This window comes from Bosea sp. 124 (genome assembly GCF_003046175.1).
Classification (GTDB): domain Bacteria; phylum Pseudomonadota; class Alphaproteobacteria; order Rhizobiales; family Beijerinckiaceae; genus Allobosea.
This window is the reverse complement of the sequence record NZ_PZZM01000001.1, coordinates 3087315-3101635: the sequence shown is the minus strand read 5'-3', so window position 1 is coordinate 3101635 and position 14321 is coordinate 3087315. Positions and strand designations below refer to the sequence as shown.

Annotated in this window: 14 protein-coding genes; 2 read left to right on the top strand and 12 right to left on the bottom strand. The window is 68.3% G+C overall.

The annotated features are described in order from the left end of the window. Positions 1-2 precede the first annotated feature (2 nt). Genes C8D03_RS14690 through C8D03_RS14665 form a run of 6 tightly spaced genes read right to left on the bottom strand, consistent with a single transcriptional unit; the run spans position 3 to position 5762 of the window. Complete coding sequence (locus C8D03_RS14690; RefSeq protein ID WP_108047197.1) at positions 3-872, bottom strand: ABC transporter permease; 870 nt, start codon at positions 870-872, stop codon at positions 3-5. Continuing rightward, positions 869-1813: an ABC transporter permease gene (locus tag C8D03_RS14685; protein WP_108047195.1), complete on the bottom strand. Its 945-nt coding sequence runs from the start codon at positions 1811-1813 to the stop codon at positions 869-871. Before C8D03_RS14685 ends, C8D03_RS14690 begins: the two co-directional genes overlap by 4 nt. Then, positions 1810-2940, bottom strand: a complete 1131-nt coding sequence (locus tag C8D03_RS14680; RefSeq protein ID WP_108047194.1) for an NAD(P)/FAD-dependent oxidoreductase — start codon at positions 2938-2940, stop codon at positions 1810-1812. Before C8D03_RS14680 ends, C8D03_RS14685 begins: the two co-directional genes overlap by 4 nt. Then, positions 2937-4370: an FAD/NAD(P)-dependent oxidoreductase gene (locus C8D03_RS14675; protein WP_108047192.1), complete on the bottom strand. Its 1434-nt coding sequence runs from the start codon at positions 4368-4370 to the stop codon at positions 2937-2939. The genes C8D03_RS14680 and C8D03_RS14675 overlap by 4 nt, the downstream gene beginning before the upstream one ends. Next, entirely contained in the window at positions 4367-4663 is a 297-nt protein-coding gene (locus C8D03_RS14670; RefSeq protein ID WP_108047190.1) for a (2Fe-2S)-binding protein, read from the bottom strand. The genes C8D03_RS14675 and C8D03_RS14670 overlap by 4 nt, the downstream gene beginning before the upstream one ends. Beyond that, complete coding sequence (locus C8D03_RS14665) at positions 4644-5762, bottom strand: NAD(P)/FAD-dependent oxidoreductase (protein ID WP_108047188.1); 1119 nt, start codon at positions 5760-5762, stop codon at positions 4644-4646. Before C8D03_RS14665 ends, C8D03_RS14670 begins: the two co-directional genes overlap by 20 nt. Positions 5763-5855: 93 nt before the next feature. Here C8D03_RS14665 and C8D03_RS14660 point away from each other — a divergent pair, with 93 nt between their 5' ends. Next, positions 5856-6779, top strand: coding sequence for a LysR substrate-binding domain-containing protein (locus tag C8D03_RS14660; RefSeq protein ID WP_108047186.1), 924 nt, complete (start codon positions 5856-5858; stop codon positions 6777-6779). On the opposite strand, the gene C8D03_RS14655 is transcribed toward C8D03_RS14660, so the two are convergent. The 5 genes from C8D03_RS14655 to C8D03_RS14630 all read right to left on the bottom strand — a co-directional run bounded on the left by C8D03_RS14655 (position 6760) and on the right by C8D03_RS14630 (position 12757). Then, complete coding sequence (locus C8D03_RS14655) at positions 6760-8103, bottom strand: MmgE/PrpD family protein (RefSeq protein ID WP_108051668.1); 1344 nt, start codon at positions 8101-8103, stop codon at positions 6760-6762. The two genes, C8D03_RS14660 and C8D03_RS14655, sit on opposite strands and share 20 nt — an antisense overlap. A gap of 32 nt (positions 8104-8135) precedes the next feature. Next, positions 8136-9683 carry an ABC transporter substrate-binding protein gene (locus C8D03_RS14650; protein WP_108047184.1) on the bottom strand — a complete coding sequence of 516 codons (1548 nt, stop codon included), beginning with the start codon at positions 9681-9683 and terminating at the stop codon, positions 8136-8138. A gap of 680 nt (positions 9684-10363) precedes the next feature. Next, positions 10364-10642, bottom strand: a complete 279-nt coding sequence (locus tag C8D03_RS14640; RefSeq protein WP_108047180.1) for a hypothetical protein — start codon at positions 10640-10642, stop codon at positions 10364-10366. 68 nt (positions 10643-10710) lie between these two features. Further along, on the bottom strand, positions 10711-11520 hold the full coding sequence (phnX, locus tag C8D03_RS14635) for a phosphonoacetaldehyde hydrolase (protein WP_248308474.1): 810 nt from the start codon (positions 11518-11520) through the stop codon (positions 10711-10713). Between the two features lie 37 nt (positions 11521-11557). Beyond that, entirely contained in the window at positions 11558-12757 is a 1200-nt protein-coding gene (locus C8D03_RS14630; RefSeq protein ID WP_108047175.1) for a 2-aminoethylphosphonate--pyruvate transaminase, read from the bottom strand. 152 nt (positions 12758-12909) lie between these two features. On the opposite strand from C8D03_RS14630, the gene C8D03_RS14625 reads away from it, so the two are divergent. Further along, positions 12910-13794: a LysR substrate-binding domain-containing protein gene (locus tag C8D03_RS14625; RefSeq protein ID WP_108047173.1), complete on the top strand. Its 885-nt coding sequence runs from the start codon at positions 12910-12912 to the stop codon at positions 13792-13794. Here C8D03_RS14625 and C8D03_RS14620 read toward each other — a convergent pair. Further along, complete coding sequence (locus C8D03_RS14620) at positions 13778-14206, bottom strand: VOC family protein (protein WP_108047171.1); 429 nt, start codon at positions 14204-14206, stop codon at positions 13778-13780. The genes C8D03_RS14625 and C8D03_RS14620 overlap by 17 nt on opposite strands. Between the last annotated feature and the right edge of the window lie 115 nt (positions 14207-14321).

Sequence of the window (14321 nt, the reverse complement as noted above, 5' to 3'; positions counted from 1 at the left end):
GGTCAGCGCGCGCGCGATTTCGGGTCAGACGCGTCGCGCAGGGCATCGCCGAGCAGGTTCAGCGCCAGTACCGTCACGAGGATCGCGAGGCTCGGGAAGACGGCCAGCCACCAGGCGTCGAGGATGTTCTCGAAGCCCTCGCGGATCATGCCGCCCCAGGTCGCGGCCGGTGGCGGCACGCCGAGCCCGATGAAGCTGAGCGAGGCTTCTGTACGGATCGCGGAAGCGAGCCAGAGCGAGCTCATCACCACCACATCCGAGATCATGTTGGGCAGGATATGCCGCGACATGATGCGCAGGGGCCCGCAGCCATAAGAGCGGCTGGCCTCGACGAAGTCGCGCTGGCGCAGCGTGATCGTCGGCGCGCGCGCGACGCGGGCGAAGGGCGCGACCTCGGTCACCGCGATGGCGATGATCAGGTTCTCCAGACTCGCCCCGAGCATGGCGGCGATCATCAGGCCGAGCAGCAGGGTCGGAAAGGCCAGCAGCACGTCGAGCACGCCCATCACGATCTGGTCGAACAGCCCACCGACATAGCCGGCGATGACGCCGATCGTCGTGCCTACCAGCATCGCGATCAGGATGGCGACGAAGCCGACGAAGAGCGAGATCCGCGCCCCGTAGATCAGCCGCGAGAGCACGTCGCGGCCGTAGGAGTCGGTGCCGAGCCAGAACTCGGCCGAAGGCGGCTCGAGCCGCACGACGATGTTCTGTTCCAGCGGATCGTAGGGCGCGAGCCAGGGCGCGAAGGCCGCGACGAACACGATGAGGGCGAGCAGGACGAGCCCGACCCAGGCGATGCGGTTCTGCGAGAAGGCGAGCCAGAGGCCGCCCGGCCGCATCTCGACGGTCGTGGTGGCGGCGCTGCTCATGTGTATTTCACCCTCGGATCGACGAGGCCATAGGCCATGTCGGTCAATGTGTTCACGACGATCACGCAGATCGCGAAGATGATCATCAGCCCCTGCAACAGCGTGTAGTCGCGGGCGTTAAGCGCGCCGATGATCAGCTTGCCGAGCCCCGGACGGTTGAAGATGATCTCGGTCAGCACGGAATTGCCGATCAGAGTGCCGAAATAGAGCCCGACCACCGTGATGATCGGGATCAGGCTGTTGCGCAGCGCATGCGTCACGACGAGCTGGCCGGGGCCTACCCCCTTGGCGCGCGCCGTGCGGATATAATCCTCGGTCAGGACGCCGAGCATCGCGGCCCGCGTCACCCGCATCACATAGGCGGTCATGATGATGCCGAGATTGAGCGCCGGCAGCGCCAGCGCCCGTGCTCGCTCGACGAAACTGCCGGAGCCGCTGGTGTTGCCGAGCACCGGGAACCAGTTGAGCTGGATCGCAAAGACGATCAGCATCAGGATGCCGGAGACGAAGGCGGGAAAGGACAGGCCGATCAGCGAGACGATGCGCGAGACATAGTCGACCCAGCCGTTGCGGCTGAGAGCCGCTGCGACGCCGAGCGGCAGGCCGAACAGAAGGCCGATCGCGATCGCGGCGACCGTGAGTTCGATCGTCGAGGGCAAGACGAGCAGCACCTCCTGGATGACGCTGCGGCCACTGCTCAGCGACTGGCCGAGATCACCCGTCAGGACCTTGCCGAGGAAGGCGAGATACTGGACATGGACAGGCTGGTCGAGCCCGAGCTTTTCCCTCAGCGCGGCGAGCGAGGCCGCGCTGGCCTGGTCGCCCAGGATCACGGAAGCGGCATCGCCCGGCACGAGCCGGACCAGCACGAAGATCGCCGTCAGCATCACGAACAGGGTTGGAATGGCGAGCAGAATGCGTCGGAGGACGTAAGCCATCATGCCGCGGCCCTTTCCTGCATGAGGCGCCGGGGCGCGAAGGCCGCGATGTCGCGACGGGTCGTTCCCTGCGTGACGAGATCGGCCAGGATGGCGCCGACCACCGGGACGAGCTGAAAGCCGTGCCCCGAGAAGCCGAAAGCATGGAACAGGCCGGGCGCGTTCGGCGAGGCGCCGATCACCGGGAGATGGTCGCTCGTCTGCGCTTCGATCCCCGTCCAGCAGCGGGCGATGCGCACGCCGCGCACCGCCGGAAACAGGTCGCTCGCGGCCCTTGCGCCCTTGGCGAGTTCGGTGAAGTTCACGCTGCTGCTCTCCGCGTCGAGATCGGCCGCGCCCTGCAGGCCACCGCCGATCACCAGCGTGCCCTGGTCGGCCTGCTTGAAGGACAGCGCCCGGCCAACGACGCTGACGACGGGGTCGAGCAACGGTGCGAGGCGCTCGGTCACGATCATCATCGAGGCCCTGACGCCAAGCGCGATCTCGTCGCCGAACAGGGCGGCAAGCCGGCCAGCCCAGGCACCAGCCGCGTTGATGACGACGGGCGCGCAGAAGCGGCGCGGGCCGCAAGCCAGCAACCACGCCTCCCCTCGCCGCTCGACCGCCTCGACGCCACAGCCCTCGGCGATGGCGACACCTTCCGCCTCGCAGGCGCCGCGGAAGGCTTCGATGGTGCGATGCGGATCGGCGGCACCGTCGCGCCGCGCCACAAGCGCGCCGACACAGTGCCGGCTCAGGGCTGGTACGAGGCGACGCAGCTCCGCGGCGTCGATCATTTCCTCATGCGCGTAGCCGAGCGCACGGATCCGCGCCTCGCGCTGGCGCAGCGCCGGCATGTGCTCCTGCGTCTCGGCGACGCGAAGCTGGCCATGGGCCTGGAAGCCGCAAGGATCTCCGACCAGCTCCGCGATCCGATGCCACATCTCCATCGCTTCGAGCGAGATCGGCAGTTCGGCGATGTCGCGGTTCAGCGTGCGCACGCCGGCGGCGGTGGCACCGGACGCGTGCCGCCCGGTCCAGCGCCGCTCGATCACCACAGCCTTTCGGCCTGCGCGCGCCAGATGCAGCGCCGCCGACAGACCGTGCAGACCGCCGCCCACCACGGCAACGTCGAACGCTTCGACGCTCACGCCGCCGGTTCCCGCGTATCGAGGCTCGCCAGTTCGCCGAGCGTCACCGGCTTCAGCGGCGGCCTGATCCGATAGAACCCGACCTCCTCGATCGGCCGGTTCTGCGCGGCGGCGACGATATGGGCCATGGTGTAGCCGCATTGCCGGCCCTGGCAGGGGCCCATACCGGCCCGCGTGAAGGCCTTGAGCTGGTTCGGTCCCGGCCGCCCCTGTACGGCGCGGGCGCGCAGCTCGCCGGCCGTGACCTCCTCGCAGCGGCAGACGAGCGTCTCGTCGGCCGGGGCGAAGACCTGCGGACGCGGCGCGTAGAGCGCATCGAGGAAGGGCCGGAGCGCCAGCCCATGGGAGAGCCTGGCCCGCTCCGTCCGCGCGGCCGCTTCGGCCCCGTCTTCACCGAGCTTGCCGAAGCGGGCCGCGACGCGCAGCGCTGAGATCCGGCCACGCGGCTCGGCCGCTTCGGCCCCGCCGATACCGGCGCCATCCCCCGCGACGAAGACATTCGCCTGCGAGGTCTCGCCCCAGCCGTCGAGCACCGGCACATGGCAATGCTGGCCTTCATGCCATCTCACCGCACAACCAAGCGCGAGCGGCGCATGGATGTTCGGCACCACGCCCTCATGGACGAGCAACACCTCTGCGGCGACCTCCGCCTCGCGGCCCTCCTGTGTCCGGTAGCGCAGCCGCTGCAGACGCCCCTCGCCTTCGGCGCGCAGCTCCGCGACATTCCGGATCACTCGGACCCCGGCCCGTCTGAGCGCAAGCGACCAGGACAGCCCCTTGGCGAGATCGCCAAAGCGGCCAAGCCCTTGCGGCAGGTGGCGTAGCGCCGCCCCGAGGCGTCCGCGCGGCGTCGTGTCGAGAAACCCGGCGATCCTGCCGCCTGCCGCGAGCAATTGCGTCATGTAGAGCAAGGGCAGCGGCCCGCAGCCGGCGATCCAGACCGGGCTCGACGGCACGGAATCGGCCGTCTTCAGCAGGATTTGCGCCGCACCGACCGTCAGAACGCCCGGCAGCGTCCAGCCGGGAAACGGCACCGGGCGCTCCTGCGCGCCGGTGGCGAGGAGGACCGCCTTGGCGCCGAAACGCCGCGCCCGCCCCTCACGCGTAACGAAAGCACGAAAACCCGGTTCGATCTGCCAGAGCTGGCATTCCGGCTCATACAGCGCCCCGCAGGCGCGGAAGGCGGCGGCCCGCTCCACGCCGGCGCCATAAGCTGCGCCAAGCCGCGTAAGGCGTGGGGTCACGGCGACGGTCTCGATTCCGCGCCAGATCTGACCGCCCGGTGCCGGCTGATCGTCGACGACGCGCACGGAGAGGCCATGGCGGCGGGCGGTGACGGCGGCGGCCATGCCGGCCGGGCCAGCGCCGACGATCAGCAGATCGGTCTCGTCGGCGTTCTCTTGCGCGCCGGCATATTGTTGCGTGCTCATGCCGACAGGCTCCTGCGGCCCTGCTGACGGGCGATGCGCATGCCTTGCCGGACAGGCGTCAGGCAGCCTTGCACCGACCCCAGACCATCGACCTCGACAAGGCATTCGAAGCAGACGCCCATCATGCAATAGGGCGCACGCGGGCTTTCCGAGACGGGCGTCCTGCGGCTCCAGACCTCGGGCTGGCGCAGCAGCGCGGCGGCCACGCTTTCGCCGGCCTCGGCGGCGACGGGGCTCCCGTCGATGAAGATCGTGACGGCTTGCGCCCCGGGATCATGCAGCTTGCGGAACATCGAAACGTCTCTGGTGGAAAGGCGAAAGCGTGTTTGGCAGAGACCCCGCGGCGATCGCGCCGGCCAGCGTCTCCGCGTGGAAGGCGGCGAGCGTCACGCCCGAATGGCAGAGCGCAACGAAGGCGCCGGGATGGCTCTGCGACTGCGCATAGATCGGATAGCCGTCGGGCGTCATGATCCTGAGGCCGGCCCATTGCCGCACGAGCCGGACGCCGGCGAGCGCCGGAACGATCTCGACCGTCTTGCGGCTCAGCCAGGCGGCAGCCTCCGCCGTCGTCGAGACGTCGAAGCCATTGTCGTCCTTGGTCGCGCCAATCATCACCGTGCCCTCGCCGGTCTGGCGCAGGCCGCTTGCCGGCAGCGGCAGGAACGGTTCGAGCCGCTCGGTGACCAGCACCTGCCCGCGCTCGGGGCGTAGCGGCACCTCGAGCCCGACCTGCCGGGCGAGCGCGGGCGAGCCGAGGCCGGCGGCAATGACGATGCGGGGCGCGACCAGCGTCTCGCCGTCGAGGATCAGGCGGAAATCCGGGCCCACCGGCTCGATCCGCTCGACGCGTGCCCGGTGGCAAATGGCGCCGCCATGACGCGGCAGCGCCCCGTGAAGGGCCGCCAGCAGACGCAGCGGATTGGTGTGGCCATCGTGCCGCCCGAAGCTCGCCCCCGTGACGTTGCGACCGAATGACGCCTTCGGCACCAGGCGCTCCAGCGCCGCCCGGTCGAGCATCTCCCAGTCGGGCCGGCCGTCGCCGCTCTGGTTGTGCAGCCGCATCAGGTCATGCCGCCGCTTCTCGAAGCCGTCCTCCCCCAGGCAGAAGGCAAGGCCGCCCTTCTGCTCGTAGGTCAGGTCGATCTCTGTTTCGGCCTCGAGTTCGTCCGTGAAGCCGCGCCAGAGCGCGATGCTGTCGCGCGTCAGCGCCTGATAGGCCGGCATGCCGAGTCCCTTGCCCTGCAGCCAGACCAGCCCGAAATTGGCGCGGGCCGCGCGGAAATCGCCGTCGTCGCCATCGAGCAGCAGGACCCGCTGCCGGGTCCTCGCGAGGCCATACGCGATCGCCGCTCCGACCGTTCCCCCTCCGATGACGATGATGTCCGGCTGCATTCCGAATGTCCCTTGCCGGCTTGGACGTTAGGGAGCCATGTTGTATTTCGTCAAAGTCGTTTTTCTCTCGATGCTATTCTCCAGGGTTATGCAATGGTGCGGCGGCTCAACCTGCGGCAGGTCGAGGCCTTCAAGGCGGTGATCGAATTCGGCACGGTCAGCCGCGCGGCCGAGATCATGAATATCTCGCAGCCGGCGATGAGCAAGCTGATCGCCCATCTGGAAGAGGATACGGGCCTGCGCCTGTTCGACCGGGTGAAGGGGCGCCTTGCTCCGACGAGGCGCGGCATGCGGCTTTATGAGGAGATCGACCGGATCTTCGCCGGCGTGCGCCAGGTCGAGAACGCCGTCGAGGCGATCCGCCGCGACGAGCAGAGCCGCCTGCTGATCGGCGTGATGCCGGCGCTCTCCGGTTCCTTCATCCAGCAGGCGACCTCGCGCTTTCTCGCCAGCCAGCCGAATGTCTTCTGCTCGGTGCAGTCGCGCAGCTCGCAATGGATCGCCGACGGGCTCGTCACCCGCAAGCTCGATGTCGGGCTGATCATCGCGCCGATCGACAACCCCTATATCGTCGCCGAGCCGCTGATGGCTCACCCGGTCGTCTGCATCCTGCCTCTCGACCACCCCCTGACGGCAAACAGCGTGATCACGCCTGGCGATCTCGATGGCGTTCCGTTCGTGTCCTTCGATCCCGAAAGCCATACCAGCCGGCGCGTCGCACAGGTTCTGGACGCCCATGGCGTCGCGCCGAATGTCGTGATGGTCGTCAACGTGTCGCCGACGCTCTGCGAGTTCGTCGCCGCCGGCGTCGGCGTCTCGCTGGTTCATCCGTTGATCGTCGGCAGCCTGCGCGACAAGGTCGCCATCCGGCGCTTCGAGCCGACACTCCAGTTCGACTTCCAGATCTGCCGCATCCGCGACAGCCGCAACGCCCGGCTCGTCGACGCCTTCCTCGACGGGGCCCGGCAGGCGGCAAGCGAGATTTCGCGAACGATCCTTACGCCGGATCGAGAGTGAGGCTCGCGAAGGTCTGCAGCAGCGAGGCGTGATTCCCATCCCGCAAATGGCCGAGCGCATCGAGCAACCGGCGCTGCTGCGCCACCGTGGCGACGATGCGGGTCGCCCGCTGGAGCTTTTCCTCGAGATCGGCCCATGACGGCGGCGCGCTGGCTTCGCCGCGCGGCGCCGTCACCGGCGAAACGAAGCCGCGCCCCTCGCTGCGGATCATGACGCGCGACAGCGTTTCGGCCGGAAAGCGGGCGTCGAGTTCGGGATCGAGGTGCAGCGAGACCTTGTCGGCCAGCGCAGCGACATCGGTCCGGTCGACGGCATCCCCCGTCAACGGCAGCAGCGCATCGCCGCCATCGATCGCGACCAGCGCCAGGCAATACGGGATCGAGAACTGGACGTCAGTGAAGCCCTGCGGACGCGGCCGGTTGGCGAGGCGCAAGGCCCCGCCATAGGTCGCCACCTCGATCGCCTCGATGCGGTGCGGGTCGATGCGATGCCGGGCGAGCAGGCCGAGCAAGGCCTCCACCGGCGCATGGACATGCCGGCAGCAGGCATGAAACTTCATGTAGTTGCGAACGATGTAGTTCTGCCGGCCGAGCCCCGCGACCAGCCCCTCCAGCCGAAAATGCTCGTCATTGTCGAGCAGGCCGAGCGGACCGCCATGGCCGGCCTCGGCCAGCAGAAGCGCATTGACCGCAGTCACGCTCGACCAAGGGATGCCCTCCTTGACGTCGCTGCCCTCCTGCGCACGAAAGGCGGGCCCCGCCCCGGCATGGAGCTGGTTGGGCGCGCTCATGCCGGCGATGGCGAAAGCATGGGCCAGTGCCTCGGGCGGTGTACGCCGGAGCGCACCGAGCGCGGCGACCACGCCATGGCCGGACCACATCCCGGTATTGGCATAGAAGCGCCGCGCTGCCCCGACCGCGACGCCGACCTCGTAACCGACGACGATTGCCCGCAGCAGCTCCTGCGTCGTCGAGCCCGCCTCCTGCGCTGCGGCCAGTGCCGCGGGGATGATGGCCGCTCCGGGATGGCCGCGCGCCATGCGGTGACCGTCGTCGAGGTCGAGCGCCGCCGCAGCCGAGGCGTTGCACCAGACGGCACCGGCGAGGCCGGCCGTCTCGCCGGAGAACCAGACCGGCAGCGCACCGCCAGCCATCGTCACCCGCGCCACGCGGCGCACCGCGCGCGGCCCCGACGCCGCGACACCGGCCGCGGCGGCGATGACGAGATCGAGAACGCTGCGGCACGCCGCCTCGCGCAGATCGTCCGTCAGGGCCTGCTCGCCGGCGGCGGCGACGTAGCCGGCGAGTTGGCGCGATATCTCCATGGCCATAGCCCCGTCAGCCGCCGGGACCGCCTTCAGCGCGGCTTCAGCATGGTGGCCTCGGTGATCGGCGGCGCGAGATTCAGCGCGCCCTTCAGCTCGTAGCCGAAATCCAGCTTGTCGCCGCGAGCCCAGACCTGACGCAGCTCGAATAGCGGGATGGCGCAGACATCGTCCATGATTTTGCGTTGCGCCTCCTTCCAGAGGGCCTTCTGGGCGGCGGCGTCGGGCGCGGTGCGGGCCTGCTCGATCTCCTTGTCGGCAACGGCGCAATGCGAAAAATTCGTCGCCGCGGTCGGCGTGCCGACGGTGGCACGCGAATGGAAGAACTCGCTGAGATAGGTGTCGGCGATCGGGAAGCGCGCCGCACCATAGAAGACCAGCCCGCTCAGGTCCTTGCGGGTCTGGCTCTGATAGGTCGCGTGGTCGACGACCTGCATCTCGAGCTTGATCCCGGCCTTGCCGAGCTGCGCCTGGATGATCTCCATGAAGGGCTGCTGCGCCGAGATATTGGAGACGATCGCCTTGATCGTGATGCCGTCCTTGTGGCCGGCTTCGGCCAGCAGCGCCTTCGCCTTGGCGAGGTCGAAGCCGTAGCGGACCGAACAGTCCTCGCCGAGATAGCCTGGCGGCACGACGGAGCAGCCTTTGGGGCCGACATCCTTGCCGACGAAACGCACGAGGTCGTCGACATTGACGGCGGCCGCGACCGCGCGCCTCACGCGGATGTCGTCGAGGGGCGGAATGCTCTGGTTGAGGTGCAGCAGCCGGAATTCGCCCGGCTGGAAGATGTCGACGTTGAAGCCGGGCCGGCGGCGGGCGGAATCGACCCAGCGCTGCTCGCGCTTGCCATACATCAGGTCGAGTTCGCCGGAGGTGAAGGCGAGTTCACGAGCGCTGTCGGAGGGGATGACGCGCACCATGATCGTGTCGATCTTCGGCTTGCCGCGGAAATAGCCCGGATGCGCGGCGAGCTTCACATACTGCTGCGTCACCTGCTCGACGAAGGCGAAGGGGCCGGTTCCGACCGGCTTCGCCCCGAACTTGTCACCGAGCTCCTCCGCCGCCTTGCGGCTGACGATGTTGCCGCCATGGTAGTTGGAGACGCGACCCAGAAAATTGACGTCGGGGTATTTCAGCGTGACACGCACCGTGAGGTCGCCGGTCTTCTCCACCGTCTCGACCGCCGCGAAATCCGAGGAGAAGGTCGAGCGCTTGGGGTCGGCCGAGCGCTGCAGCGAATAGACGACGTCGTCGGCGCTCAGCGTGCCCCAGTCGCCCTGAAATTTGACGTCCTTGCGTAGATGGAAGGTCCAGACCTTGCCATCCGGCGAAGTCACCCAGCGCTCCGCCAGGTCGGGCTCGAGATCCTGCGGATCGGCGCTGCCGGGCTTGAAACGGACGAGGCCGTTATAGATCCAGCCGATCAATGTCTTGTCGGCGGTGGCGCTGGCGCGATGGGCGTCGAGCGTCGAGACATCGCCGTTGCCGGCGACACGCAGCAGGGCTTCCTGCGCCGAGCCCGCGATCGGCGCGCAGGCCGCGGCGATCAGGCTGGCGAGCCCGATGATGCGATGTTTCATGACGTGATCCCCTCGGCTTTGGCCATTCGGGCCAGTGTGGGTGCAGTGCATCCACGCTGTCCAAGTCGAAATCGGGAATCGCGTATTCCAGGGAGTTATAGGTGCGCGCGGACTCGACGCGACACCGGCACTTGGAAAGCGTCAGGTCCAGCCCGGAAAGCGCCGCGTCGCCGTTACGGCACGACGCGGCCCCGGACGCGCCCGCTCCCCGTTCGGCACGAGCAGCCCGCTTCGACGGGCGCAGCCCTGCCCAGAACGCAGATCCGCCGCGCCGTCTGGCAGCGCTGGCCGAGCGCGGACGCCCGGTATCGGCTGGGTGCAGCGTCGCCTTGCCATTGCGAACGGAATTGAGCGGGACGATCGGTACCGCCTGGCACGAAGAGCGGCCCGGCTCCCGGAATGCCCCCGCCATCGGAGCGCAGGCGGAGATCCGGGACATTGTCGGTGATCGAGGGCGGGCCGAGACCGCGCCTGGGTCCGTCAGGCGTGAGCGGAGCATTGCCCGGCGTCCCGACAAGCTGCGCGCCAGCGGGAAGCGCGACAAGGACGGGCATGATGGCTGCGAACAGGACGGCAAAGACGTTGCGCATCGCGACTGACACTCCCGCAAGGTGACGACATGGTGGCAGCAGCAGTCCGACAGGCCAACTCAGGGCTTGCGCCATGCAGCGCCACCGAGGCTAGGTCTTGTGACGGCTCAGGTCCACGATCTCGATGCCGGCGTCCGGTTTCGTCCCGGCTTCCGGCGCATCGTCCGGGGGCGCAGCAGGCTCTCTATTGTGCTTCTCGGCAGCAAGCCCGCCTGAATCCGTCGGTTCATAGGGCGCGTGCGGGCCGGTGGCGTGGCTGGAGCGCGGATTGGGCCCGGGCCTCCGCTCCGCATCCTCACCGGATTGCCCCTTGCGCTGCGGAGTCTGGTAGGGAACCGGGGCATCGGTCGGGCGGGAGTTGATCGACATGGCGCGGCCCTCCTTTCGGGAAGGAACCGTTTGCTGGCCGCCAGGTTCCGCCCCGCCTGCCCGCCATCTCAGGGACGCTCGCCCCGCGCGATCCGCTGGTCGATCTCGGCCAGCACCGGCGCCAGATCGGCGACACCGTCGACGACGTAATGCGCGCCGGCCGCCTTCAGCTTCGCTACCGCCATCGCGCGGCGCTGCGCAAACTCGTCGGGTGAGAGCGCCAGCGTATCGGCGAGCGACAGGCCGAAGACATTGCCCGTCACCGCCACGCCGACGGTCCAGGCGCCGCCATTCGTGCCCTCCCCGATGCCGACCTCGGTATCGTCGACCTTGACAGCGCGCCAGGCCGGATAGACCTGAAGCTCGGTCAGGACCCGCCACATCAGGAAGGGCGTCGGCCGGCCGTCGGGCGCATCACCCGTGCAGGCCATCGCATCAGAGACGAAACCCTGCTCCTTCGCGCGCGGCGTCACCTCCGCCATGATCGCGCGGGTGTAGCCGGTGGTGCTGCCGATGCGAACGCCGTCCGCGCGTAGCATGGCGGCGAGATCGGCGGCGCCGGGAATGAGATCGGCGAACTGCGCCGCGACGGCAATGTTCTTCGGCACGAAGACATCGTAGACGGCAGAGATATCGGCCTCCGTCGGCGCATGGCCGCGCTCCCGCCGCCATTCGGCGGCGATCCGGGGCATGGCGAAGAGCGCAGCGACATGGGGGCGCTTGGCCATGCCCATCGGGATGCGCGCCTCGTCGATCATGACCGCGACGCCGAATGCAGCGAAGGCCTCGACGAAAGCCCCCATCGGCGCGAGCGAACCGTGATCGACGACGGTTCCGGCCCAGTCGAAGACGACGGCCCTGATCTGGTTCAGCGACATGCTCTTATCCATTCCCGGGTTACCCGACGCGCCGTGCTCAGGCGACGAGCCGCGCGCGCTCATCGAGCGCCAACGCCGGCGGGGCTGCGCTGGGCACGCCCATCTCGACCAGCGACTGCTTCGCCGCCGCGACGACGCGGCGCATGACATGTTCGTCCATGTGGCCGATGCAGCCGACGCGGAAGCTGTCGACCACCGTCAGCTTGCCCGGATAGATGATGAAGCCCTTGTCCTTCATCAGCCCGTAGAAGCGGTCGAAGGCGAAGTTCGGATGCGCCGGGCAGAAGAAGGTGACGATGATCGGCGAGAGCCATTCGTCCGGCAGCAATGTCTCGAAGCCGGCCTCGCGCATGCCGGCGACCAGCACGTCGCGGTTGCGGGCATAGCGCGCACCGCGCGCCACGACGCCACCCTCGGCTTCGTGCAGGCGCAGCGCCTCGACGAAGGCGGCAACGATATGGGTCGGCGGCGTGAAGCGCCACTGGCCGGTCTTCTCCATCGCCGCCCATTGCGCGTGGACGTCGAGGCTGAGCGAATGGCTGCGGCCCTCGGCCGCGGCGAGTTCGCTTTTACGGGCGATGACGAAGCCGAAACCCGGTACCCCCTCGATGCATTTGTTGGCCGACGACACGATCGCCTCGTAGCGCAGCGTCCCGACCTCGACCGGCAGCGCCCCGAAGGCGCTCATCGAGTCGATCAGCAGCTTGCGGCCAAGGCCGTAGACGGCCTGCGAAATCTCGGCGACCGGATTCAGGATGCCCGAGCTGGTCTCGCAATGGATCGCGAGCACATGGGTGATGGCCGGATCGGCCTGCAGCGCGGCCACGACATCGGCGGCGCGCGGCGGCAGGTAGTCGCCCTTGTCGATCAGGGTGCAGGCACGGCCGAGATAACGCATCGTCTGCGCCGCCCGCAGGCCATAGGCGCCGTTGGCGAGGACGAGCAGCTTGCCGTCGCGCGGCACGAAGGAGCCCAGCATCGCCTCGACGCAGAAGCTGCCGCTGCCCTGGATCGGCACGCAGTCGAAATTCCCTTCGTCATCACCGACCATCGCCAGAAGCTGGCGCCGCATCGTCGCCGTCAGAGCCCGGAAGTCACCGTCCCAGGAGCCCCAGTCCCGCAGCATCGCCTGCTTCACGGCATAGGCCGTGGTCAGCGGACCGGGCGTCAGCAGATAGGGCTCGCCCAGGGCGGGGGCCTCGAAGGCGGTGATGTCCAGATGGTCGGTGACGGGCATCGCCGCTCCTCTTGGTGACCCATTCGATGAAGGCATCATCGCCTGTATCCAGACATCTGAAAAATCGCTATTTTAGATTGACCAATAAATTTTATCGATACATCCGAAACTCACAGGCATCGATCTCAGCCCAGCCCAACCCGGATTTCTGCATGCGCTATGTTCAGCTTCGTGCCTTCCACCATGTCGCGATCTCGGGCGGGTTCTCGCGCGCGGCAAACGAACTCGGCCTGACGCAGCCGGCCATCTCCGACCAGGTTCGCAAGCTGGAGGAGGAATATGACGTGCTGCTGTTCAGCCGTCAGCACAAGCAGGTCGCGCTGACGCCGATGGGCGAGACCTTGCTCGCGATCACGCACCGGCTGTTCGACGCCGAGGGTCAGGCCCTGGAACTGCTCTCCGAGTCGCGCGCGCTGCGGATGGGGGCGCTGCGGCTCGTCGCCGATTCCGTCCACCACATCCTGCATGTCCTGAGCGCCTTCCGCGAAGCCTATCCCGGCGTCCAGATGACGGTGCAGGCCGGCAACACCGAGACGGTTCTCGCCCGGCTGCTGAGCTACGAGGCCGATCTCGGCGTTCTGGGCGACACCACCCCGCGTCGCGACTTCGAGATCGTTCCGCTGAACGCGACGCCGATCATCGCCTTCGTCGCCGCGGGCCATCCGCTGGCCGCCCGCCGGTCGCTCTCGCTCGCCGATCTCGCCGGCCTGCCGCTGGTGATGCGCGAGCACGGCTCGCGGACGCGGCGCCTGCTCGAACAGCGGGCGGTCGAGACCGGCGTCGCGCTGCGCCATGCGATCGAGGTCGAGGGGCGGGAGGGTGTGCGCGACGTCGTGGCGGCGGGCGCCGGCATCGGTTTCGTCTCCGAGGCCGAATTCGGCGAAGGGCACGGGCTGGCGCGCATCGCGCTCGACGGTCCGCCGATCCTGATGAAGGAAGCGCTGATCTGCCTGAGCGAGCGCAACCAGAGCAAGGCGATCAAGGCCTTCCTCGACATCGCCCGCCGGCACAGGGCGGAGGCTAGAACGCGATCTTGACCGACGGCGCGCTTCGCCGGGCCTCGCCATGGAAGACCGCCTCGATGTTGTTGCCGTCCGGATCGATCAGGAAGGCCGCATAATAGCCCGGATGGTAGGAGCGCTCGCCCGGGCCGCCATTGTCGCGTCCACCGTGCTTCAGGCCGGCGGCATGAAACGCCGCGACCATGGCGCGGTCCTTCGCCTGAAAGGCGATGTGATGCCGGCCGGTCAATGCCCCCTGCGCCGCCTTGCTGTCCAGGCTCGAGACGAACAGCTCGTCGATCCAGAAATAGTCGTCGGCGCTCCCGCCCAGCGGAATCTCCAGGATGTCGAACAGGGCCTCGTAGAAGCGGCGGCTCGCCGCCAGGTCGCTGACGACGAGCTGGATATGGTCGATCAGGCGGCCACGGTGCAGTTCCTGGGTTTCCATCTGCGTCTCCCGTTGTCGTCGCGGTAACGCCACAGACTGACTTGCCGTTCCGTCGAAAGACGGCAGGAGGTGCGAGAAGCGGGACAAGAGCGACGCAAGAGGAGGCACAAGGGCG